The organism is Nonomuraea roseoviolacea subsp. carminata, assembly GCF_024172185.1.
Taxonomy (GTDB): domain Bacteria; phylum Actinomycetota; class Actinomycetes; order Streptosporangiales; family Streptosporangiaceae; genus Nonomuraea; species Nonomuraea roseoviolacea.
Map to the genome: position 1 here is coordinate 1,049,562 of NZ_JAMZEC010000001.1, position 21,911 is coordinate 1,071,472.

Genomic DNA, 21,911 nt, shown 5'->3' on the forward strand with positions numbered 1-21,911 from the left:
CAAAGGCCGGTCGGACGATGCGCCGTTCGCGCGTCACTGGACGGGGATGCCGCCTCGCCACACCCGCCGCGGCTTGAGGCCGAAGGACCAGGCGAAGGCGCCTTCGTGGTCGGCGTCCCACTGGACGATGTCGGCCAGCCGGCCCGGGGCGAGGACGCCGCGGTCGGGCGCGCCGAGCACCGTGGCGCCGCCCAGCGTGGCCGCGCGCAGGGCGTCGTTGACGCTCATCCCGAACGCCGACACCGCGAGCGCGATGACCAGCGACATCGAGGTGATGCCGCAGTAGCCGGGGTTGTGGTCGCTGCCGAGCGCGATCTGCACGCCGTGCTTGATCATCTGGCGCACCGGCGGGAGCTTGCCGCGCTGGAGCGCCGTGGCGGGGCTGACCACGGCCGGCACGCCGTACCGGGACATGATCGCGATGTCCTCGTCGGACATGTGGTGGAGGCCGTCGGCGGAGGCGCAGCCCAGCTCGGCGGCGAGCTGCACGGCGCCGCGGCGGCTGAACAGGCCGGCGTGGATGCGCGGCAGCAGGCCGACGTTGCGACCCGAGGCGAGCACCCAGCGGGACTCCTCGGTGGTGAAGTGGCCCTCGTCGCAGTAGACGTCGACGCTGTCGGCGCCCGCCGCGGCGGCGTCGGCGCACCAGGCGCCCACGGCCTCGACGTACTCGCGCTGGCGGCCGAAGTACTCGGGCGGCACGACGTGCCCGGCGAGGAACGTGACGTGCACCCGCGGCATCATCGGCTCCTTCTCCAGCTCGCGCAGGAGCCGCACGTCGGCGAGCTCGCCGTCGCGGGTGAGGTGGTAGCCGGTCTTGGCCTCGACGGTCGTGGTGCCGCTGAGCAGCCAGCCGCGCAGGCGCTCGCGCACGCCGTTGCACAGGGTCCACGGGTCGGTGCCGCGGGTCACGGTGACGGTGGAGCCCACGCCGCCGCCCGCGGCGGTGATGGCGGAGGAGGTGGAGCCGCTGGTGCGGATCGCCAGCTCGGCGTAGCGGTTGCCGGCGTAGACGGGATGCGTGTGCGCGTCGATGAGGCCGGGAGTGACCAGGGCGCCGCCGAGGTTCTCGACGTGGTCGACGTCGACGATGTCGTCGACGACTCCGGGGACGCTCTGCGGGAGGTCGGGAGCCCGTCCGACCCAGGCGATCCGGTCGTTGTGCACGAGAATGGCCGCGTTGCTGAGGACCTCGTTGCCGGTCCACAGGCGGCCGATGTTGGTCAGCAGCCGAACGGTCACCGCATCACCACCCCGCACGAGCACGTCACCCAGCGCACGGAACGCGCGGCGGCGCCCACTGAGTCGGCTCCGGGTAGGGACGACATGGGGGAGTCTCCTGCTCTCATCCGCTTGGCTGTGCGGTGACCGGATCGCCGGACTCATGATCCGGCGATTTCAGTTCAGTTACGTTATTTCACAGGCTGGCTCGGTGTACAGGGTTATTCGGAAGAAAGCCCAATCATCCCAGTGGTCACCGCGCCCCGATCGTTCCCTGAGACCCCCGCAGGCACCAAGAATCGTCATCTGAAACCCGCGACGTTAGTGTGGTAAGGCTCGGCATATCCTAGCAATCCGAGGGTTCCACGGCCACTGTCGCTTTTGGGCAGCTCTGCGAACTATTTCGACAGAGCTGCCCAACCATCGCATCAGGAAGAGACGCGTTCCACCGGTTTGCCCACGCGCTCCAATTCCTGGAACAGGCCGCCCAGCACCCGCGCGTGAAGCACGGTGCCGTCCTCGACGTGGTCCACCGAGAGCACCTCGCCCTCCTTGTGGGCCCGCGAGATCAGGTCGCCCCGCTCGTACGGCACGAGCAGCGTGACCTCGTGGTCGAGCCGCGGCAGCCGCTCCTCGATGAGCTCCATCAGCTCGGCGATCCCGGCGCCGGTGCGCGCGGAGACCACGATGCTGTCGCGCTCGCGCCGGGAGATCCGGTCGATCACGTCGGGGTCGGCGGCGTCGGCCTTGTTGATCACCACGATCTCGGGCAGGCCGGAGGCGCCCTCGATGTCGGCGATGACCTCGCGGACCGCCGCGAGCTGGCCCTCGGGGTCGGGGTGCGAGCCGTCGACCACGTGCAGGATCAGGTCGGCGTCGCCGACCTCCTCCAGCGTGGAGCGGAACGCCTCGACGAGCTGGTGCGGCAGGTGGCGCACGAAGCCGACGGTGTCGGCGATCGTGAACAGCCTGCCCTCCGGCGTGCGCGCCCGGCGCACGGTCGGGTCGAGCGTGGCGAACAGCGCGTCCTCCACCAGCACGCCCGCGCCGGTGACGCGGTTGAGCAGGGAGGACTTGCCGGCGTTGGTGTAGCCGGCGATGGCGACCGCCGGGACCTCGCGCTTGGCGCGCCGCTGGCGCATGGTCTCGCGCGAGGTGGACATGCCGCTGATCTGGCGGCGCAGCTTGGACATCCGCTCGCGGATGCGGCGGCGGTCCAGCTCGATCTTCGTCTCACCGGGGCCGCGGCCACCGATGCCGACGCCGCCCGCGGCGCGACCGCCGACCTGGCGCGACAGGTTGCCGCCCCAGCCGCGCAGGCGCGGCAGGAGGTACTGCAACTGGGCCAGCTCGACCTGCGCCTTGCCCTCGCGGCTCTTGGCGTGCTGGGCGAAGATGTCGAGGATCAGCGCGGTGCGGTCGATGACCTTCACCTTGACCGTGTCCTCGAGCTGGCGGAGCTGGCCGGGGGTCAGCTCGCCGTCGCAGATCACGGTGTCGGCGCCGGTCGACTCGACGATGTCGCGCAGTTCGAGCGCCTTGCCCGAGCCGATGTAGGTGGCGGGGTCGGGCTTCTGACGGCGCTGGATGAGGCCCTCCAGGACCTCGGATCCGGCCGTCTCGGCCAGGAGCTTCAGCTCCATCAGGGAGTTCTCGGCGTCCTCCGCCGTGCCCGAGGTCCAGACGCCGACGAGGACGACCCGCTCGAGCCGCAGCTGCCGGTATTCGACCTCGGAGACATCCTGGAGCTCGGTGGACAGGCCGGCCACGCGCCGCAGCGCCTGGCGCTCCTCAAGGTCCATCTCGCCGGTCTCGAACGGTTCGAGCGCGGAGTATTCGTGCATTCGTGTCATCTCTAATAGGCAACGTCTGGACACCGTGGTGTCTTCCCCGATGGTGACACGACATCCGCGCTGCGAGCACCTGGTTATCGGGGCAACACGCGGCTAGGCGGGCGAGACGGTGATGTCGCCCGACCCGGCCTCCAGCGTGAGCTTGCGCGGAGAGGAGTCGTCGTCCTTGACGGAGATGTTCTCGTCGCCCGAGCCGGTCTTGGTGGTCACCGCGTACGAGCCGTCGGGGACGCGCAGCCCGATGTCGCCCGACCCGGCGTCGATCTGGACGCTGTCCGGCGCCGCCACGTACTTGAGCTCGACGCCGCCCGAGCCCGCCTCGGCGATGGTGGACTTGGTGCCGAGGCCGGTGCCGTCGATGTCGCCCGAGCCGGTCGAGACCTCGGTCGTCCCGGTGAGCGAGCGCAGCGTGATGTCGCCGGAGCCGTTCTTCACGGTCACCGCGAGGCCCTTGGGGACCTCGACCTTGTAGTTGACGTCGCAGTCGCCCCAGCCCTTGATGCCGCTCGCGCAGGTGTAGGTGAGCAGCAGGGTGTCGCCCTCGACCTTGTGCTCGGTCTTCGGCTTGTTCTCACGCCACTGGACGGTCTCGGTGACGCGCACGGCGGTCCCGTCGTACTCGGTGACCGCGACGTCGCCCGACCCGCTCTTGACCTGGAGCCGGGAGACCTTGTCGGTGACCTGGTAGTCGACGGTGTCCTGGTTGGTGGGACCGGCCAGGCTCTTGAGCCCGCAGCCGGTCAGCAACGCCGTCGAGGCGAGCAGCCCGCCCGCGATCACGATCGTCTTCATGTCCTGGATCCTCGCGCGCGACGGGCCTTCCGGCATCGGGGATCCCCCCTGAACCGGCCCCGGGGTACCCCCACCTTTGACCCTGGAACGGGCGTGAAGTAGCTTCGCTTCCATAACTCGGAAGTGAATTTCCACAATGCGGAAAAGGGAGCGACATGGAGATCAACGGCCCGATCCTCGACCGGTTCGACGAGATCCTCACGCCGGAGGCGCTCGGCTTCGTGGCGGCGCTCCAGAAGGAGTTCGGCCCCCGCCGCCTGGAGCTGCTCGAGGCCCGGCGGGCCAAGCAGGAGGAGCTGGCCGCCGGCGGCACCCTCGACTTCCTGCCCGAGACGCGGACGGTCAGGGAGGAGGAGTGGAGCGTCGCCCCGCCCGCACCCGGCCTGGAGGACCGCAGGGTCGAGATCACCGGCCCGGTCGACCGCAAGATGACCATCAACGCGCTCAACTCCGGCGCCAAGGTCTGGCTGGCCGACTTCGAGGACGCCAACTCCCCGCTCTGGGCCAACTGCGTCGGCGGCCAGCTCAACCTGCGCGACGCGCTCGACCGCGCCATCGACTTCGAGTCGGGCGGCAAGACGTACGCGCTGCGTCCGGACGACGAGCTGGCGACGATCGTCGTGCGCCCGCGCGGCTGGCACCTGGACGAGAAGCACGCCAAGGTGGACGGCCGGCCCGTGTCGGCGTCCCTGTTCGACTTCGGCCTCTACTTCTTCCACTGCGCGCAGCGCCAGCTCGACAAGGGCAAGGGCCCGTACTTCTACCTGCCGAAGATGGAGTCGCACCTGGAGGCGCGGCTCTGGAACGAGGTGTTCGTCCGCGCCCAGGAGCTGCTCGGCATCCCCCGGGGCACGATCCGGGCGACCGTGCTCATCGAGACCTACCCTGTTGCGTTCGAGATGGAGGAGATCCTCTACGAGCTGCGCGAGCACTCGGCGGGGCTGAACGCGGGCCGCTGGGACTACCTGTTCAGCGTCATCAAGAAGTTCCGCACCCGCGGCCGGGAGTTCCTGCTGCCCGAGCGCAACGCGGTCACGATGACGGCGCCGTTCATGCGCGCCTACACCGAGCTGCTGGTGCGCACCTGCCACAAGCGGGGCGCGCACGCGATCGGCGGCATGGCGGCGTTCATCCCGTCGCGGCGCGACCCCGAGGTCAACGCGGTGGCGCTGGAGAAGGTCCGCGCGGACAAGACCCGCGAGTCGGGCGACGGCTTCGACGGCTCGTGGGTGGCGCACCCCGACCTGGTGCCGGTCTGCCGCGAGGTGTTCGACGCGGTCCTCGGCGACCGGCCCAACCAGCTCGACCGCAAGCGCGAGGACGTCAGCGTCTCGGCGGCCGACCTGCTGTCCGTGGCCAAGACCCCCGGCGAGATCACCGAGAAGGGCCTGCGCAACAACGTGGAGGTGGCGCTGCGCTACCTGGCCGCCTGGATGGGCGGCATGGGCGCGGTGGCCATCCACAACCTCATGGAGGACGCCGCCACCGCCGAGATCTCCCGCTCGCAGATCTGGCAGTGGATCCACAACGACATCGCGCTCGCCGACACCGGCGAGCGGGTGACCAAGGAGCTCGTCGAGCGGATCATCGCCGAGGAACTGGAGGGGATCGCCGCCGAGCCGGGGCACGACGAGGAGTTGTACGCTCAGGCCACGGCGCTGTTCAAGGAGGTCGCCCTGGACGACGAGTTCGCCGAGTTCCTCACGCTTCCCGCGTACGCGCGCATGCCGTAGAAGGAGCCGTATGATCCCGAGCCCACCCCCCTCGATCGCTCCCCTGACGGCCGCCCTGCGCTCGGCCCTGCCCGGCGACTCGGTGATCACCGATCCCGTGCGGCTGCGCACGTACGAGTGCGACGGCCTGACCCACCACCGGGCCGTCCCGGCCGTCGTGGTGCTGCCCGAGACGGCCGAGCAGGTGGCGCGGGTGGTACGGCTGTGCAACGAGCACGGCGTACCGTTCGTGGCCCGGGGCTCCGGCACCGGGCTGTCGGGCGGCGCGCTGCCGCGCGAGGACGGCGTGCTCATCGTCACCTCGAAGATGCGCCGGATCCTGGAGATCGACCTGCCCGACCGGCGGGCCGTGGTGGAGCCGGGCGTGACGAACCTCGCCGTCACCGAGGCCGTGCGCGACCGGGGCCACTACTACGCGCCCGACCCGTCCAGCCAGCAGGTGTGCTCCATCGGCGGCAACGTGGCCGAGAACTCCGGCGGCGCCCACTGCCTGAAGTACGGCTTCACCGTCAACCACGTCGAGGCGTGCGAGATCGTCACCCCCGACGGCGACCTGGTCCGGCTCGACCGCATGGACCCCGGCTACGACCTGCTCGGCGCGTTCGTCGGCTCCGAGGGCACGCTGGGGATCGCCACCAAGGTCACGGTACGGCTGAGCCGCGCGCCGGAGGCGGTGACGACCGTGCTGGCCGCGTTCCGGAGCATCGAGGAGGGTGGCCGGGCGGTGTCGGCGATCATCGGCGCGGGCATCGTGCCGGCGGCGATCGAGATGATGGACGCGCTGGCCATCGAGGCCGCCGAGGCGGCCGTGGCCTGCTCCTACCCGGCGGGCGCCGGCGCGGTGCTGATCGTGGAGCTCGACGGCCCGGCGACGGAGGTGGAGGCGCAGTTCGCCCGGCTGCGCGAGCTGTGCTCGGGCGCGTTCGAGCTGCGGGTGGCGGCCGACGCGGCCGAGCGGGCGGCCGTGTGGAAGGGCCGCAGGTCGGCGTTCGCGGCGGTGGGGCGCATCAGCCCGGCCTACATCGTGCAGGACGGCGTGGTGCCGCGCACCTCGCTGCCGCGGGTGCTGGCCGCCATCGACCGGCTGTCGGCCGAGCACGGCATCCGGGTGGCCAACGTCTTCCACGCCGGTGACGGCAACCTGCATCCGCTGGTGCTGTTCGACGACGCCGAGCCGGGCGCGGGCGAGCGGGCCGAGGTGGTCTCGGGTGCGATCCTCGACCTGTGCGTCGAGCACGGCGGCTCGATCACCGGCGAGCACGGCGTGGGGGTGGACAAGGCCCGCTACATGCCGAAGATGTTCACCGGCGACGACCTGGACACCATGCAGCTCGTCCGGTGCGCCTTCGACCCGAGGGGGCTGTCCAACCCGGGCAAGGTGTTCCCGACGCCGCGGCTGTGCGGCGAGGTGCCGGGCGTGCGCAAGGGCGTCCACCCGCTGGTCGAGTCGGGGAAGGCGGAGCAGTTCTGATGCCGCGCGAGCTGCTGGAGAAGACCGGCGTGACGCTCAGGGACGCCGTGGCCGACGACGCGGTGGCCGGGGTGAGCCCGCGCTGGGTGGCGCTGCCGGAGACGGTCGAGGAGGTCTCGGCCGTGCTGCGGGCCTGCGCCGAGGGCGACCTCGCGCTCACGCCGGCGGGCGGCGGCACGAAGCTGCACTGGGGCGCGCCGCCGGAGCGCTGCGACGTGCTGCTCGACCTGTGCTGCCTGAACGAGGTGCTGGAGCACGCCGCGGGCGACCTGGTGGTACGCGTCCAGGCCGGGGTGACGATGGGCGCCCTCGCCGGCGCGCTCGCCGCCGAGGGGCAGGAGCTGGCGCTGGACGCGCCGCCCGAGGCGACCGTGGGCGGCACGCTCGCCACCGCCGCGTGCGGCCCGCGCGCCTTCCGGTACGGCGCGCCGCGCGACCTGCTCATCGGCGTCACCGTCGTGCTGGCCGACGGCACCGTGGCCCGCTCGGGCGGCAAGGTGGTCAAGAACGTCGCGGGCTACGACCTGGGCAAGCTGTTCACCGGCTCGTACGGCACGCTGGGCGTGATCGCCGAGGCCGCGTTCCGGCTGCACCCGCTGCCCCCCGCCCGGCGCTGGCTGGTGGTGGCGGACGCCGCGCGGCCCCGCGAGCTGGCCGCGGCCCTGGCGGCCTCCCAGGCCGAGCCCAGCGCGGTCGAGCTCGACCGGCCCGGTCCCGGCGCGCCGGCGACGATGGCCGCGCTGGTCGAGGGGACGGCCGCCGAGGAGCGGGCACGGGTGCTGCGCGACGCCGTGGGCACGGGTGAGGTCTCGCCCGAGCCGCCCGCCTGGTGGGACGCGCCACCGTACGAGGAGGTGCTGGTGGAGGCCCGGTTCGTGCCCTCCGCGCTGGACGGGGTGCTGGCGGCGGCGGACGCGCACGCGCTGCGGCTGCGCGGCTCGCCCGTCTCCGGCCGGCTGCGCCTGTCCCCCGCGGGCGAGATCAGCGAGGAGCGGCTGGCCGCCGCCGTGGCCGCGCTGCGGGAGCGGGCGCACGCCGTGATCGTGCTGGCCGCGCCGTACGAGGGCGTGGACCGGTGGGGACCCGTCGGCGCGCTGCCGCTGATGCGGCGGGTCAAGCAGCAGTTCGACCCGGGGCGCCGGATGTCGCCCGGACGCTTCGCGGGAGGGATCTGAGATGGACCCGGAGCTGATCGACGACTGCGTCCACTGCGGGTTCTGCCTGCCCACGTGCCCCACGTACGTGCTGTGGGGCGAGGAGATGGACTCGCCGCGCGGCCGCATCCACCTGATGAAGCAGCACGTCGAGGGCACGCCGGTGACGCCGGAGATGGCCGGGCACTTCGACGCCTGCCTGGGCTGCATGGCCTGCGTCACCGCCTGCCCGTCCGGGGTGCGCTACGACCGGCTCATCGAGCAGACACGGGCCGAGGTGGAGCGCGCCCGCGAGCGGGAGCCGCGTGAGCGGGCCGTGCGCGGGCTGGTCTTCGGCCTGTTCCCCTACCCGCGCCGGCTGCGGCTGTCCAGACCGCTGACCGGCCTGACCCGGCGGCTGGCGCCGTTCCTGGAGCGGGCGCATCCGAGCCTGGGCGCGATGGCCGCGCTCACGCCCGTCGTCGAGCGGCGGCAGCGCCTGCCGCGGCTGGTGCGCGCCAGGGGACCGCGCCGCGCCGTCGTGGGCATGCTCACGGGTTGCGTGCAACGCGAGTTCTTCCCGCAGGTGAACGCCGCCACCGCCCGGGTGCTGGCGCTGGAGGGCTGCGACGTGGTCGTCCCGCCGGGCCAGGGCTGCTGCGGCGCGCTCAGCGTCCACTCCGGGCGCGCGGAGCAGGCCAGGCGGCTGGCCCGCCGCACGGTCCGCGTGTTCGAGCGGGCAGGGGTGGACACCGTGGTGGTCAACGCCGCGGGCTGCGGCTCGTCGATGAAGGAGTACGGCGAGCTGCTGGGCGCGGAGCCCGCCTTCCGGGTGCGCGACCTTTCGGAGTTCCTGGCCGAGCTCGGACCGGTGGCGACGCGGCACCCGCTGCCGCTCGTCGCGGCCTACCACGACGCCTGCCACCTGGCCCACGCCCAGGGCGTACGCGCCCAGCCGCGCGCCCTGCTGGCCGGCATCCCGGAGCTGGAGCTGCGCGAGGTGCCCGAGGCGGCCATCTGCTGCGGCTCGGCCGGCACGTACAACATCTTCCAGCCCGAGGCCGCCCGCGACCTCGGCGACCGCAAGGCCAAGGGGGTGGCCTCGACCGGCGCCGAGCTGCTGGTGTCGGCCAACCCCGGCTGCACGATGCAGATCGCCGCGGCCATGCGCCGGGCCGGGGCGGCGATCAGGGTGGCGCACACCGCCGAGGTGCTGGACGCCTCGCTGCGCGGGGTGCCGCTGTGACGGGATCCGGCGCGGGAGACGGGGGTACGGGCGCGTGAGCGTGCAGTCGATCGAGCGGGCGCTGGACGTGCTGGAGAGCCTGGCCGAGCACGGCGGCGCGGCCGGCCTGTCGGAGATCGCCGCCAAGACCGGCCTGCCGTACGGGACGATCCACCGGCTGCTGCGCACGCTGCTCGCCCGGGGCTACGTGCGCCAGGAGTCCGACCGGCGCTACGCGCTCGGGGCGGGGCTCATGCGGCTCGGCGGGGTGGCCGAGGGCATGGTCGGCGCGTGGGCGCGGCCCTACCTCGCGCGGATGGTGGAGCTGTCGGGCGAGACGGCCAACCTCGCCGTCATGGAGGGCGACTTCGTCGTGTACGTGGCGCAGGTGCCCTCGCCGCGGCGGCTGCGGATGTTCGCCGAGGTGGGCCGGCGGGTGCTGCCGCACAGCACGGCCGTGGGCAAGGTGCTGCTCGCCGACCGCGCCGCCGACGACGCGGTGACGCTGCTGGAGCGCACCGGCATGCCGCGCCGCACCCCCAACACGATCACCGAGGCCGGGGCCATGCTGGCCGAGCTGGACCGGGTCCGGGCGCTCGGCTACGCCATGGACCTGGGCGAGGAGGAGCTGGGCGTGCACTGCCTGGCCGTGCCCGTGAGCGACGGCGAGCGGGTGGTGGCCGCCATGTCGGTGTCCGGGCCGGCCGAGCGGATCGACGCGGTGGACCGGGAGGAGCTGGCCGAGGGCCTGCGGGGGATCGCGCGGGCGTTCGGCGCGGAGCTCGCGCCGATGACCGGCGAGCGCTGACTGTCACAGTCGGTGGCTACGGTTGGGGCATGTGCCGAAGTATCAAGACGCTGCGCCCGCCGTACGCCGAGGACGTCACCGAGGACGACGTGCGGGCGGCGGCGCTGCAGTACGTGCGCAAGATCTCCGGTTTCCGCTCGCCCGCCCCGCACAACGCGGAGGCGTTCGAGCGGGCGGTCGAGGAGATCACCCGGGCCTCTGAGGAGCTGCTGGGGGCGCTGAAGGTCCGCGGCTCCCGCTGAGCCCCTCCGCGGCACGGGCCCCTGACCGCGCGGGTCGTTGACAGCGGCCCCCGCCGGGAGAAGTCTCCCCGGTGTACCCCATCGGTCGCCAGGGAGCTGCCATGATCAGCGGGCTGTATCAGGGTGAGGACGGCGGATCGCGACTGGAGCTCCGGGTCGACGTGGACGGGGCGCGGCCCACCGGCCGGGTCAGCGGCGACCTGTTCTCCGTGGCCGGCTCGACCACCACCTACGCCGGCTCGTTCGTGGTCCACTCCCCCACGGTCCGGGCCGAGGGCGACCAGGCGCGCATCGCGGGCCGGGGCGCGTTCAGCTTCGACACGCCCGCCGAGGACGTCACCGTCACGCTGACCGGCGGCTCCGGCACCGCCGAGGTCGCCGGGCGCGTCTACCCGGTGGCGTTCGCCTTCCCGCACTTCCGGCAGGTGCTGCTGGAGGTCGACTCGGTCGTCGGCACGGTGCCGTTCGCCTCCTACGCGACCTCCGCCCTGCCCGCTCCCTCCGGGTGCCCGCCCCGCGAGCTGAGCGTGGCCGCCGCCTACGCCGAGGCCGGGATCGGGCTGACCGTGGCCGAGCCGGGCGTCATCCCGGCCGACGGCTCCGGCGCCGACCTGGCCTGGGACGACGCCGAGCTGCACCACGCGATGACGCAGCAGTTCGGCCTGTTCGCCGACGCGCCGGCCTGGCGGGTGTGGCTGCTGGTGGCCAGCCGGCACGTGGGCGGCTACCGCGGCATCATGTTCGACTACAACGACGCCCACCAGCGGCAGGGCTCGGCGGTGTTCTACGACGCGATCAAGGGCGACACGCCCCAGGCCCAGCGGGCGCAGCTGCGTACGTACGTCCACGAGCTCGGGCACGCCTTCAACCTGCTGCACTCCTGGCAGAAGAACCTGGCCGTCCCGCCGCAGCCGCTCGGCCCCGACGGCGGCTTCGGCGACCTGTCGTGGATGAACTACGTGCAGAACTACCGCCTCGGCGGCGAGCCGGGCTACTGGGCGGCGTTCCCGTTCCAGTTCACCGACGCCGAGCTGCTGCACCTGCGGCACGGCTTCTACCGCGACGTCGCGATGGGCGCCAACGCCTTCGGCACCGGCGCGGCCGAGATCGCGCCGTTCGAGCGGCCGGTCGAGGACCTGTCGGGACTGCGGCTGGAGGTGCGGGCCAAGGAGTGGTTCGGCTTCGGCGAGCCGGTCGTGGTGGAGCTGAAGCTGTCGTGCACCGGCGAGCCCCGCGTCACCCACAGCCACCTGCACCCCGACACCGAGTTCACGCAGATCGCCATCACCCGGCCGGGCGGCCGCACCGTCCTGTACCGGCCGATGATGCGCCACTGCGTGGACCACTCCGCCGAGGTGCGGCTCGACCCGGGCAACCCGGCCGTGTACCGCAGCGCGTACGTGGGGCACGGCCGCGACGGCCACTACTTCCAGCAGCCCGGCGAGTACCTCGTGCGCGGCCAGTACATCGCCGCCGACGGCTCGCGCATCGTCTCCGACCCGTGCCTGGTGCGGGTGCGCTACCCAGCCGGCGCCGACGACCACCGGGTCGCCGAGCTGATGCTCGGCGAGGAGCAGGGCAAGCTGTTCTCGCTGCTCGGCTCCGACTCGCCGGAGCTGCGCGCCGGCAACGAGGCGCTGGACGAGCTGATCGACCGGTACGGCGCGCACCCCCTCACGGTGTACGCCCGGATGGTCAAGGGGCTCAACGCCGAGCGGGAGTTCAAGGCGATCACGGCCGGCAAGCGGCTGCGGGTCCGGCCCCCCGACCCCGAGCAGGGCGTCGAGCAGCTCTCGGCCGTGGCCCGCGAGGCCGCCTCGGGCGGGCTCATCGACAACATCACGCTCAACATGGTGATGCGGCGGCTGGCCAGGGCCGAGGCCCGGCAGGGCGACCTCGGCCGGGCCCACGCCGTGATGGACCGGATGGTGACGGTGTTCGAGGAGAAGGGCGTCAACCCGATCGTGCTGGGCCAGATCAGGCGGCAGGCGGAGCTGACGAAGGCGGCGCTCGGCGCGGGGTCCTGACCCCTGGACCGGATTTTTCCCCGCCGTTCCCGCTGGTCAAGGGCGATTCGGTCGATCTTGTGCGAATTTCTGGACGTTCTCTGTGCGGGTGATCCGCAATCTTGATCCCCAGCAAGCGCGTTTCACAGAGCCAACACAGCTCGGGCGCCGCGCGGGACTCCTCCCCGGCGCCCGTGGAAGGAATTCGCATGAGATCCAAAGGGATGCTCACGTTGGGCTTCGCCCTGTTGATCGGCCTTGCATCGGGCCAGGCCGCCGCGTCGGCCAGCACGGTCTACGCGCCGACGGCGACGACCACGCCCACCCCCAGCACCAGCGCGACGGCGACGCCCCCCGCGGAGGACGAGGGCGAGGGCGGCGACCCGGCGGACGAGGTGAACGTCCCCTTCGCGGCCACCCTGGCGGCGCCGAAGTTCCAGCTTCCCTTCCCGTGCGGCCAGTCGTGGACCGGCAACTCCAGCAACAGCAGCGCCCACCGGTCGTACGAGATCGACTGGAACCGGGGCAGCACCGCGGACGCCGACCTCGGCGACACCGTCGTGGCCGCGGCGGCGGGCACCGTGGTCATCTCGGCCCACCAGGGCTCGACCAACGGCTACGGCAACCTCGTCAAGATCGACCACGGTGGCGGCTACACGTCCTTCTACGCGCACCTGAACTCGCGCGTCGTCTCCGCGGGCGCCAAGGTCTCGCAGGGCCAGAAGATCGGCACGGTCGGCAAGACCAGCAAGCCGGGCAACAACATCAGCCCGCACCTGCACTTCGAGATCCGCAAGGGCAGCAGCTACCCGTCCAACATCCAGAAGGCCGTCTTCAACGGCTCGACCTTCGGCTACCCGACCCAGACGCTGACCTCCAAGAACTGCGGCGGCGGCGGTGGCACCCCGGGCAACCCGGAGACCCCGGCGTCCGTGTGCGGCAGCGGCTTCAAGGTCATCGACCAGCAGGCGCTCGGCACGGCCGGCACCGTGTACCTGACCTACAACAGCGCCAACGGCCAGAACTGCGTCGCCACGCTCAAGAAGACGTCGCTCGGCACGAAGACCGCCACCAGCGCCTTCCTGGAGGTCCAGGGCAAGACCCGCGCCACCGACAGCGGCAGCTTCACCTACTACGCGGGCCCGGTGAAGGCCACCGCGTCCGGCAAGTGCGTCAAGTGGGGCGGCAAGGCCGGAACGGCCACCTACACCAGCCCCTTCGAGCACTGCGACTGACCTCCGGCGGCCGCCCGCGCCTGGGGCGGGCGGCCGATCCCAGGTGACCGCGGCCCGTCGTCTCACCCCACGAGACGGCGGGCCGCGGTCACCTCTGCTTCGGGAGGCTCACGGGCCGGCCGCCGGAGCAGGCGATCGTCACCTCGACCTCCTCGCCCTCCTCCGGCTCGAACTCGACCTTGGCGCGGAGCGCGGGACCGGGCTCGACGCCGTCCACGGAGTAGCCCTGGGCGGGGCTCCAGGAGCGCAGCCGTACCCGGTCGCCCTCGCAGGAGGCGATGACCGTGCCGCCGGCCGTCTGGAGGAGCCGGCCGCCCGCCGCCGGAGCGGCGGTGCCCGCCGGTGAGGGCGCGGGTGTGCCGGTCGGGGGCGCGGGTGTGGCCGCGGGGCGGGGGCGCGCGGTCGCGGAGGCCAGCGCGGCGCGTACGTCGTCCCGGTCGAGCACCCGCCCGGAACCGGCCGTCAGCGAGCCGCCCAGCAGGCCGAGCACCGCCACGGCGGCACCGGTCGCGGCGGCCGCGGTGGCGGCCCACGCCACGACGTACCTCTTCACCGCCCCAGCTTCCCCCCTCCGTGGCTAAGCCGCCGTTAACGCGAGGATAAGAGAGCCGGGCCACCCGCCGGCACCGTCTACGGTTTCCTCATATGGCTGACATCCTGCTCATCGAGGACGACGGGGCGATCCGGACCGCGCTCAGCCGCGGGCTGCGCGACCTGGGCCACGCCGTCTCCTCCTCCCCCACCGCGTTCGAGGGGCTGCGGCTGGCCGTCGAGGACCGGCCCGACCTGGTGGTCCTCGACCTCGGGCTGCCCGACCTCGACGGCGTGGAGCTGCTGCGCATGCTGCGCGCGGTGAGCCGGGTGCCGGTGATCGTGGCCACCGCCCGCGACGGCGACTCCGAGATGGTGCCGGTGCTCGACGCGGGCGCCGACGACTACGTGGTCAAACCGTTCAGCGCGGCGCAGCTCGACGCGCGCGTCCGGGCCGTGCTGCGGCGCGCCGGCGAGCCCGCGCCCGCCGCGCTGCGCGTCGGCGGCCTCAGCGTGGACCCGAGGGGGCGCGCGGCCACGCTCGACGGCGCGCCGCTGGACCTGACGCCGCGCGAGTTCGAGGTGCTGCACTACCTCGCCGCCCGGCCGGGCGAGGTGGTGACCAAGCGGCAGCTCCTGACGGAGGTGTGGCAGCTCCCGTACGGCGGCGCCGACAAGACCGTGGACGTCCACCTGTCGTGGCTGCGCAGGAAGCTCGGCGAGACCGCCGCCGAGCCCCGCTACCTGCACACGGTGCGCGGGGTCGGGGTGAAGCTGGTCGATCCGTCGTGAGGCGCTGGCTCGCGCTGCTGGTGGCGGCCACCACGTCGGTGGTGCTCATCGCGCTGCTGGTGCCGATGGCGCTGCTCATCCGCGCCGTGGCCGAGAACGGCGCGATGAGCCGGGCCACGGGCGCGGCGGCGTCGGTCGGCGTCGCGGCCGGCACCGGCGACCTGCCGCTGGCGGTGGAGCGCGTGGAGCTCCCGGTCACGGTCTTCCTGCCGGACGGACGCACCCTGGGCGCCCCCGCCCCGCGCTCCGACGCGGTACGCCTCGCGGCGACCGGCCGCAGCGTGACGGCCGAGGCGCCGGGCGGCAGGGAGGTGCTGGCCGCGGCCCAGTCGCCGCAGGGCACGGTCGTGACCCGGGTGTTCGTGAGCGAGGACGAGCTGACCCGCGGGGTGCGCGAGGCGTGGGGCGCGCTGGCGGGCCTCGGCCTGGCGCTGGTGGTGCTCGGCATCCTGCTGGCCGATCGGCTCGCGCTCGCGGTGACGCGGCCGGTGGACGGGCTGGCCCGGGTCTCGCACCGGCTGGCGGGCGGCGACCTGGAGGCGCGGGCCGAGCCCGGCGGGCCGCCGGAGGTGCGGTCGGTGGCGCTCGCGCTCAACCACCTGGCCGGGCGGATCGGCGACCTGCTCACGGCCGAGCGCGAGTCGGTGGCGGACCTGTCGCACCGGCTGCGCACGCCGTTGACCGCTCTGCGGCTGGACGCCGAGTCGCTGCGCGACCCCGAGGAGGCGGCCCGGCTGGGGGCGCGCGTGGACGCGCTGGAGCGGGCGGTGAGCGCGGTCATCACCGGCGCGCGCCGCCGCTCGGCCGGGCGGGAGACGTGCGACGCGGCGGCGGTGGTGCGGGAGCGGGTGCGGTTCTGGTCGGTGCTGGCCGAGGACCAGGGGCGCGAGGTCGAGGTGTCCGTGCCCGGGACGGCCCTGCCGGTGGCGGTGGGCGCGCAGGACCTCGCGGCGTGCGTGGACGCGCTGCTGGGCAACGTCTTCGCGCACACGCCCGAGGGCTCGGCCCTCGTCGTGCGGCTCGGGCCGCGCCCGGAAGGGGTGGCGCTGGTCGTGGCCGACCAGGGGCCGGGGTTCGATCCGGCGCTGCTCAGGCGGGGCGACAGCGGCGGCGGCTCGACCGGGCTCGGGCTCGACATCGCCCGCCGTACGGCGGAGTCGTCGGGCGGCTCCCTCGGGGTCTCGCGCGGCCCGGACGGCGGCGCGGTGGTCGAGGTGGTCCTGGGCGGCGGTTGAGGCCGGCGGTGTCCTGCTGGCCGCGCAGGGTGCTCGCGCGGTAGACCGGGGAGATGACGCCGTACCTGGTCGGACCGGACGGGCTCCGGGTGGAGCCCGTCGAGCTGCGCGTGGACACGGTCCTCTGGCTGTTCGCGCGCATGATCGAGCCCGCGGCCCGGCCGGGCGAGGTCTGGTACCGGGTCACCCGGCACGGCCACGCCCTCGGCGCGGGCTACTACCAGCTCGACCAGCTCCAGGAGATCGTGGACCTGGCCGACCTGCGCGCCCCGGCGGACGCCGGGGAGGAGACGGCCTGAGAGCTCCTCCGGGGTCCAACCGCGTACGGCGCTAAAAACTCCCTAACCACGGCTTAGCGCCGGCTTACCGCTCGCCACGCTTACCTGGGAACATGCAGCTCACGAAGAGATTCATGATCGTCGGTACCGGTGTCGTCCTGTCCGTCGCGGGCGGGAGCTACGCGCTGGCGGCGGCCGCCACCTCCGAGGACGGGGCCCGCGACCGGGCCGTCTCCGTCGCGGCCCCCGCCGCGGCGCCCAAGGTGCTCGCCGAGCAAGCGCTCAAGATCGCGGAGAAGGAGGTGCCGGGCGGCTGGGTCGCGCACCTGTCGCTCGACCGGGAGAACGACGGCAAGGACGTCTGGGACGTCGACGTCGTCAAGGGCGACACGCGCAGCGACCTGGACATCGACGCCACCACAGGCAAGGTCCTGTCCAACAAGGTCGACGACGACCACCAGGACGACAACGACGGCCGGGACGACCGGGACGACGACCACGACGACGGCAACTGACGGGTCGCCCCCGCTCCGGCGCCGCGCCTGCGCGCGCCGGAGCCCCGGCCACGTGACAGGTCCCGGGTGGGAGCGCGGCTCAGCAGGAGGACAGGATGCCCTGCATGGCGTCCTTCTCCCCGCTCGTGACCCACACGCCGTACTTCGCCTTCACCTCGATCTGCCGGGCGATGTAGGCGCACCGGTACGCCTTGCGCGGCGGCAGCCAGGTGGCGGCGTCGGAGTCGCTCTTCTGGCCGTTCAGCGGGCCGTCGACCGCGAGCAGGTTGAGCGGGTCGTTCGCGAACTCCTTGCGCTTGGTGGCCGTCCACTGCTGGGCGCCCTTCTGCCAGGCGTCGGAGAGCGGCACCAGGTGGTCGATCTGCACGTCCGTGCTGGTGTCCTGGCCGCGCTTGAACTGGATCGTCTTCCCGCTGTAGGGGTCGTCCAGGACGCCGCTGAGCACGATGCAGTCGTGCGTGCCGGCCTTGAACTTCTCGTCGCGCAGGTCGCGCTTGAGGATGTCGTTGCGCGTGTCGCAACCGTTGCGGTCGACGTCCGCCCACGCGGGCCCGAACTTGTCCCGCTCGAAGCCGGTCCGCGGGGCCCGGCCCTTGACCTCCAGAGTCCCCAGCTTCTTCCGCGCCTCCCCGACGTCGATCTTGCCGGACTTGGAGGAGGAGGACGAGGTGCCGGTGTCCGCCCCCGTCCGGGCCTCCAGGCCCCCGCACCCGGCGAGCGCCACCACCGCCGCTAATCCAGCCAGCCCTGCCCGAACCCGCACGTCCACTCCCCCAGACTTCAGAATTGAGTAAAGCCTAGGTAGAGAAATTACCCCTATTCGACCAAGTATCCCGCCATGCCGCTGAACAGCCATTTCACGAGATACGCGGCGTACGCGGCGGTGACGCGCCGCGACCCGGGTAAAGCGTCGCGATCGAGCGCCGACACGACGGGAAGGGGGCGGCTCGCGCAGGCCGGGGAGCGTCCATACCCTGGGGAAGGTGGAGGGCGTCGTACACGTCGGCGAGGTTCCCCAGGTCACGCTTCTCGGCGGGCCGGACCTCATCGACGCGATCGAACTCACACTCGTGCGGGCCGACCGGGGAGTCTCCCGCCACGAGCAGCTCGGCCACGGCCTCGGACACGCCTGCCGATCCCGTCCCCCACACCGCCCACCGGCCACGCTCCTGGTGTCACGCGACGGGTTAGTCCTGACGTCGTCGCCGGATGAGCGACCGCGCCGCCGTCCCTCGCCCGAGCCGTCCTGGTACGGCAGGCGGGCTCGACCTCGCGTACCGGTGGGCCAGGGTGACCAGCCGCCCGATCCTCGGGCCCGGCGGGAACCACGTTCCGCGCTCAGCCGCGCGACATGCCCGCACCTGACGACCCGCCAGCGCCACCGCGACCTCGTCGCCGGACGCGCAGAGCCCGCCCAGCGCCCGCCGTCGCGCGCTCCGGAGCGGCCCGGCCACGGCCAGAGCCCGTCCGAGACCGACCGGCGGCCACAATCTCGCGCGCTGCCCGGCGGCGACCAGATCGGCCTGGGCACCCCGCGCCCCGACCCGGCCACGTATGTACGGGGGGACGATCTCTACCCGGCCGAGCCGGTCGGAGCAGGGGCGTCCCCCGATGTTCAGCCGGTCGATGCTCAGCCCGCGTCAGCCGTCCGCGCAGGCGCTCTCGGTCACCTCGGACGGCACGGCCGGGAAGACCAGGCCGCAGGTGGGCGGGCCGGGGCCGCGGTCGTGCAGGCCGGAGACGCAGGCGTACGAGCCGCAGCCACCGGCGTGCGGGCCGGAGACGCAGGCTACGTGCGGCTAGCCCGGGTCGACCACGGTGAGGTCGGCCCAGCCGGGTCCGGCGAGTTCACCGATCCAGCGTTCGGCGAGTTCGCCGACCAGGGCGTGACCGGCGACGCCCGCACCTGTGACGCCGAGACGTGGCCGGTCTACCCCGCGCCCTCCGGGTTCTTATTACGCAGCCGGCCCCTGATCACGTGACGACCAGGGGCCGCCGGCCGGGGCCGGCCGCCGCGAGGGCGTCAGGAACGCCCGTAGGAGTCCTCGAGCCGCTCGATGTCGTCCTCGTCGAAGTGGCCGAACGCGATCTCCAGGATGCGCGTGGCCGGGCCGGAGGAGCTCAGCCGGTGGGTCTGCCCGCGCCGGATCAGGATGCGCTCGCCCACCTCGGGCTCGACGCGCTGCCCGTCGACCTCGAACACGCACCCCGGGTCGAGCGCCACCCACAGCTCGTCGCGGTGCTCGTGCCGCTGGAGGCTGAGCCGCTCTCCGGGCAGGACCTCGATGATCTTCACGGTGGACGGCTCGTTGAGCGTGAACCGCTCGAAGCCGCCCCAGGGCCGCTCGTCCCGGATGACCGCGGCCAGCCTGTCGATGTCCTGCATCGTCCCCTCCACGTGTGCCGCGCGGGCAGGCGCGCCCGCGCGAGGTGTACGGCGCCGGAGCGGGCCCGGGGCGCGTCCGGGTCCTCTCCGATCCGCAGCGCAAGTTATCAGGTGATCCGCCACCGTCATCCGGCGGATCACGCTCCGCCGGGTGCGACGTCCGCGGCCTCGGTCAGAGGCCGTACTCCTTCACGATGCGCTCGTGCCGCTCGACCTCGACGTCGACCTCGCGCGCCAGGTCGAGCCAGGCCAGCGGGTGCGACCAGCGCTCGGTGGCGTCGTCGAGCAGGGCGTCGACCTCGACCGCCGACACGCCCGGGGGCACCGCCACCCAGCCGAAGACGCCGGGCAGCGCCTCGCCGCTGGTGGGGTGGGTGACCGTGTAGTTCTCGTCGCTGTAGACCCACATCGGCCAGCCGCGCTCGGCCATGGTCTCGGTGAAGTCGGCCCAGTCGTCCTCGGCCGGCGCGGCGCCGTCGAAGAAGTAGCTGGTGTAGCCGCCGGGCCGCAGGATGCGCACCGCGGCGAACGGCGGCACGAAGTTCTGCGCCTCCTGCGGGTCGTCCGGCACCGGCTCCAGGAGCTGCGGGTCGAACACGACGAGGTCGCCCGCGTTGTAGTCCATGCCGCGCGGCTGCGGCAGGGCGAGGCGGGCGGTGGCCGGGCCGGTGCGGATGGACAGCACCTGGCGCTGGCCGCCGTCGGGCGCCGGGAGGATGACCCGGATGAGGCCCATCTCCTCCTCGATCGGCCCCGACGTCGACTTGATCGGCATGCCGATCTTGGCCGCGCCCTTGCGCACGGTGTCCCAGTCCTCGGCGGAGGTCGCCATGACGATCATGCGCCAGGTGTCCTCCTCGGTGAGCTCGTCGAGGATCTCCAGCAGCGCCTGGGCGCCCTTGGCGTTGTCGTCGAGCTGCTGGGCCGCGGCGCCGACGATGCGGCGGGCGTCGAGGCCGGCCCCGGCCGCGACGGCGTGCTCGGCCGCCTCCAGCGCCTGCTGCCAGCGCTCGCGCGCCATGTGCAGGCGGGCCAGCGTGAGGTGCTGCTGGTCGTGCGGGAGGAGCGCGGCCATCTGCTCCAGCCGCTCGTCCTGGCGGGCGTCGACGAGCAGGGTGGTCAGGTACGCGATGTCGTCGGCGTCGGCGGAGGCGACATCGCCCTCGTCGACGAGCAGCTTCCAGAAGATGTCGGCGCCCGTGGCGGGGTAGCCGAGGTAGCCGAGCGTGGTGGTGTGCCGGCGGGTGGTCTCGAGGTCCTGGCCGGACAGCGGGGACAGCCAGCCGGCCCAGCGCTCGGGGTCGGCGTTGTGGCCGTCGGCGGCGTCGAAGTAGGCGACGCGCTCGGCGACCGGGCCGGGCGCGGGCGGCTCGGGGGTGGCGTCGGCGGCGGCGCGCAGGGCCGCGACGCGCTCGGCCAGGCCGGTGCTGTCGCGCAGCTCGCCCGTGCCGGAGTCGGCGAGGTCAGCCAGCAGCCGGGCCTGCCACACGCCCTGCCGGGCGATGGCCAGGTCGCCGGCGACCAGGGCCAGCTCGACGCGGGCGCGGTAGCCGCCCATCATGCCGAAGTAGTCGATCCACTGGCGGATCACGCGGCCGAGCTGCCAGGTGTTGGTGATCTGGGACGAGCCGGCCAGCAGGCTGACCGCGCTGGTCCACTCGACCCAGGCGCGCGGGTGCTCGCCCACGACGTCGAGGTCGGGCAGCGCGTCGACGGCCTCGGCGACCCGGCCGAGCGTGGCGAGGATGAGCGCGCGGCGCACGCCGTCGCGGTAGGGCTTGGCCACCGGGTCGTCGGCCTGGAAGTCGGCCGCGGCCTGGAGGGCGCTGAGCGCGTCCTCGGCGCGGCCGGCGGCCAGCAGCGCGCGGGCGCTCTCGGCGCCCAGCTCCCAGCTCGCCTGGCGGCCGGCGGCGCCGAGCCGCTGCACGGCGGACTCGGCGTAGGAGACGGCCTCGCCGGCCCGGCCGGCGTCGGTCAGGGCCGAGACGTACTGCGTGACCAGGCCGGTGTAGACGGGGTCGGACGGGTCGGCGGCCTCGATGGCCGGGCCGAGCTTCTCCAGGCGCAGCGGCGCGTAGCCGGGCCCGTCGGCGTTGGCCCAGGCGAGCGCGAGCGCCTCGACCGCGGCCGGGGCGGCCGGGCAGTCGCGGACGTCTTCGCGCTGGGCGAACGCGAGAAGCTGCTCAGCGTCGCCGATCGCGACCGCGCCCTGGGCCCGGTCGCCGACGCGGCCGATCAGATGCCAGTAGCGGGCGTAGAACTCCAGCCAGGGCAGCTCCAGGGTCTCCGCCTGCTGCGCGATGGCCGGGGCCATGACGTCGAGCTGCGGGTAACGGCCCTCGTAGGCCTGTGCGGGGAGGTCTCCCAGCGCCATGGCGAGGCCCACGTTGCCCGCCTCGGAAAGCTGCTGCTGGGTGTCTCCGACCCAGGCCCAGATGTCCACGTCCATGGCATG

Annotated in this window: 19 protein-coding genes; 12 read left to right on the forward strand and 7 right to left on the reverse strand. The window is 73.3% G+C overall.

Annotation, left to right across the window (positions count from 1 at the left end; genetic code table 11):
- Nucleotides 1–33: 33 nt before the first annotated feature.
- The 3 genes from hutI to HD595_RS04805 all read right to left on the reverse strand — a co-directional run bounded on the left by hutI (nucleotide 34) and on the right by HD595_RS04805 (nucleotide 3,866).
- Nucleotides 34–1,242: an imidazolonepropionase gene (gene hutI, locus HD595_RS04795; protein ID WP_175594966.1), complete on the reverse strand. Its 1,209-nt coding sequence runs from the start codon at nucleotides 1,240–1,242 to the stop codon at nucleotides 34–36.
- A 407-nt stretch (nucleotides 1,243–1,649) separates the two neighbouring features.
- Nucleotides 1,650–3,074 carry a GTPase HflX gene (gene hflX / locus HD595_RS04800; RefSeq protein ID WP_420540686.1) on the reverse strand — a complete coding sequence of 475 codons (1,425 nt, stop codon included), beginning with the start codon at nucleotides 3,072–3,074 and terminating at the stop codon, nucleotides 1,650–1,652.
- A gap of 93 nt (nucleotides 3,075–3,167) precedes the next feature.
- Entirely contained in the window at nucleotides 3,168–3,866 is a 699-nt protein-coding gene (locus HD595_RS04805; RefSeq protein WP_253765965.1) for a DUF4097 family beta strand repeat-containing protein, read from the reverse strand.
- A 155-nt stretch (nucleotides 3,867–4,021) separates the two neighbouring features.
- On the opposite strand from HD595_RS04805, the gene aceB reads away from it, so the two are divergent.
- From aceB to HD595_RS04845, 8 genes are all read left to right on the forward strand, one after another.
- Nucleotides 4,022–5,599, forward strand: coding sequence for a malate synthase A (gene aceB, locus HD595_RS04810; RefSeq protein ID WP_253765966.1), 1,578 nt, complete (start codon nucleotides 4,022–4,024; stop codon nucleotides 5,597–5,599).
- A gap of 10 nt (nucleotides 5,600–5,609) precedes the next feature.
- A complete protein-coding gene (locus tag HD595_RS04815; protein ID WP_253765967.1) occupies nucleotides 5,610–7,070 on the forward strand; it encodes an FAD-linked oxidase C-terminal domain-containing protein in 1,461 nt (486 codons plus the stop codon).
- Entirely contained in the window at nucleotides 7,070–8,245 is a 1,176-nt protein-coding gene (locus HD595_RS04820; protein WP_253765968.1) for an FAD-binding oxidoreductase, read from the forward strand. The genes HD595_RS04815 and HD595_RS04820 overlap by 1 nt, the downstream gene beginning before the upstream one ends.
- A gap of 1 nt (nucleotide 8,246) precedes the next feature.
- The gene (locus tag HD595_RS04825) at nucleotides 8,247–9,449 is read left to right on the forward strand and encodes a (Fe-S)-binding protein (protein WP_253765970.1); all 1,203 of its coding nucleotides are present in this window, start codon (nucleotides 8,247–8,249) and stop codon (nucleotides 9,447–9,449) included.
- Nucleotides 9,450–9,483: 34 nt separating this feature from the next.
- On the forward strand, nucleotides 9,484–10,236 hold the full coding sequence (locus HD595_RS46605; protein ID WP_253765972.1) for an IclR family transcriptional regulator: 753 nt from the start codon (nucleotides 9,484–9,486) through the stop codon (nucleotides 10,234–10,236).
- A 29-nt stretch (nucleotides 10,237–10,265) separates the two neighbouring features.
- On the forward strand, nucleotides 10,266–10,478 hold the full coding sequence (locus HD595_RS04835) for a DUF2277 domain-containing protein (protein ID WP_175599772.1): 213 nt from the start codon (nucleotides 10,266–10,268) through the stop codon (nucleotides 10,476–10,478).
- Nucleotides 10,479–10,579: 101 nt separating this feature from the next.
- Nucleotides 10,580–12,505, forward strand: a complete 1,926-nt coding sequence (locus HD595_RS04840) for a hypothetical protein (protein ID WP_253765974.1) — start codon at nucleotides 10,580–10,582, stop codon at nucleotides 12,503–12,505.
- Between the two features lie 188 nt (nucleotides 12,506–12,693).
- Entirely contained in the window at nucleotides 12,694–13,719 is a 1,026-nt protein-coding gene (locus HD595_RS04845) for a M23 family metallopeptidase (protein ID WP_253765976.1), read from the forward strand.
- An 88-nt stretch (nucleotides 13,720–13,807) separates the two neighbouring features.
- On the opposite strand, the gene HD595_RS04850 is transcribed toward HD595_RS04845, so the two are convergent.
- On the reverse strand, nucleotides 13,808–14,272 hold the full coding sequence (locus tag HD595_RS04850; protein WP_253765978.1) for a hypothetical protein: 465 nt from the start codon (nucleotides 14,270–14,272) through the stop codon (nucleotides 13,808–13,810).
- A gap of 92 nt (nucleotides 14,273–14,364) precedes the next feature.
- Here HD595_RS04850 and HD595_RS04855 point away from each other — a divergent pair, with 92 nt between their 5' ends.
- The 4 genes from HD595_RS04855 to HD595_RS04870 all read left to right on the forward strand — a co-directional run bounded on the left by HD595_RS04855 (nucleotide 14,365) and on the right by HD595_RS04870 (nucleotide 17,070).
- Complete coding sequence (locus tag HD595_RS04855) at nucleotides 14,365–15,042, forward strand: response regulator transcription factor (protein ID WP_253765980.1); 678 nt, start codon at nucleotides 14,365–14,367, stop codon at nucleotides 15,040–15,042.
- Nucleotides 15,039–16,277 (forward strand): sensor histidine kinase, encoded by a 1,239-nt coding sequence (locus HD595_RS04860; RefSeq protein WP_253765981.1) that lies wholly within the window; start codon nucleotides 15,039–15,041, stop codon nucleotides 16,275–16,277. The genes HD595_RS04855 and HD595_RS04860 overlap by 4 nt, the downstream gene beginning before the upstream one ends.
- Before the next feature lie 53 nt (nucleotides 16,278–16,330).
- Complete coding sequence (locus HD595_RS04865) at nucleotides 16,331–16,576, forward strand: hypothetical protein (RefSeq protein ID WP_253765983.1); 246 nt, start codon at nucleotides 16,331–16,333, stop codon at nucleotides 16,574–16,576.
- 113 nt (nucleotides 16,577–16,689) lie between these two features.
- Nucleotides 16,690–17,070: a PepSY domain-containing protein gene (locus HD595_RS04870; RefSeq protein ID WP_253765985.1), complete on the forward strand. Its 381-nt coding sequence runs from the start codon at nucleotides 16,690–16,692 to the stop codon at nucleotides 17,068–17,070.
- A gap of 79 nt (nucleotides 17,071–17,149) precedes the next feature.
- Here the strand turns inward: HD595_RS04870 and HD595_RS04875 are convergent, their stop codons facing one another.
- The 3 genes from HD595_RS04875 to HD595_RS04885 all read right to left on the reverse strand — a co-directional run bounded on the left by HD595_RS04875 (nucleotide 17,150) and on the right by HD595_RS04885 (nucleotide 21,905).
- A complete protein-coding gene (locus tag HD595_RS04875) occupies nucleotides 17,150–17,833 on the reverse strand; it encodes an HNH endonuclease family protein (protein ID WP_253765987.1) in 684 nt (227 codons plus the stop codon).
- Between the two features lie 1,260 nt (nucleotides 17,834–19,093).
- Nucleotides 19,094–19,456 carry a phosphomannose isomerase type II C-terminal cupin domain gene (locus tag HD595_RS04880; RefSeq protein ID WP_253765989.1) on the reverse strand — a complete coding sequence of 121 codons (363 nt, stop codon included), beginning with the start codon at nucleotides 19,454–19,456 and terminating at the stop codon, nucleotides 19,094–19,096.
- Nucleotides 19,457–19,628: 172 nt separating this feature from the next.
- Nucleotides 19,629–21,905 carry a tetratricopeptide repeat protein gene (locus HD595_RS04885; protein ID WP_253765991.1) on the reverse strand — a complete coding sequence of 759 codons (2,277 nt, stop codon included), beginning with the start codon at nucleotides 21,903–21,905 and terminating at the stop codon, nucleotides 19,629–19,631.
- Nucleotides 21,906–21,911 lie beyond the last annotated feature (6 nt).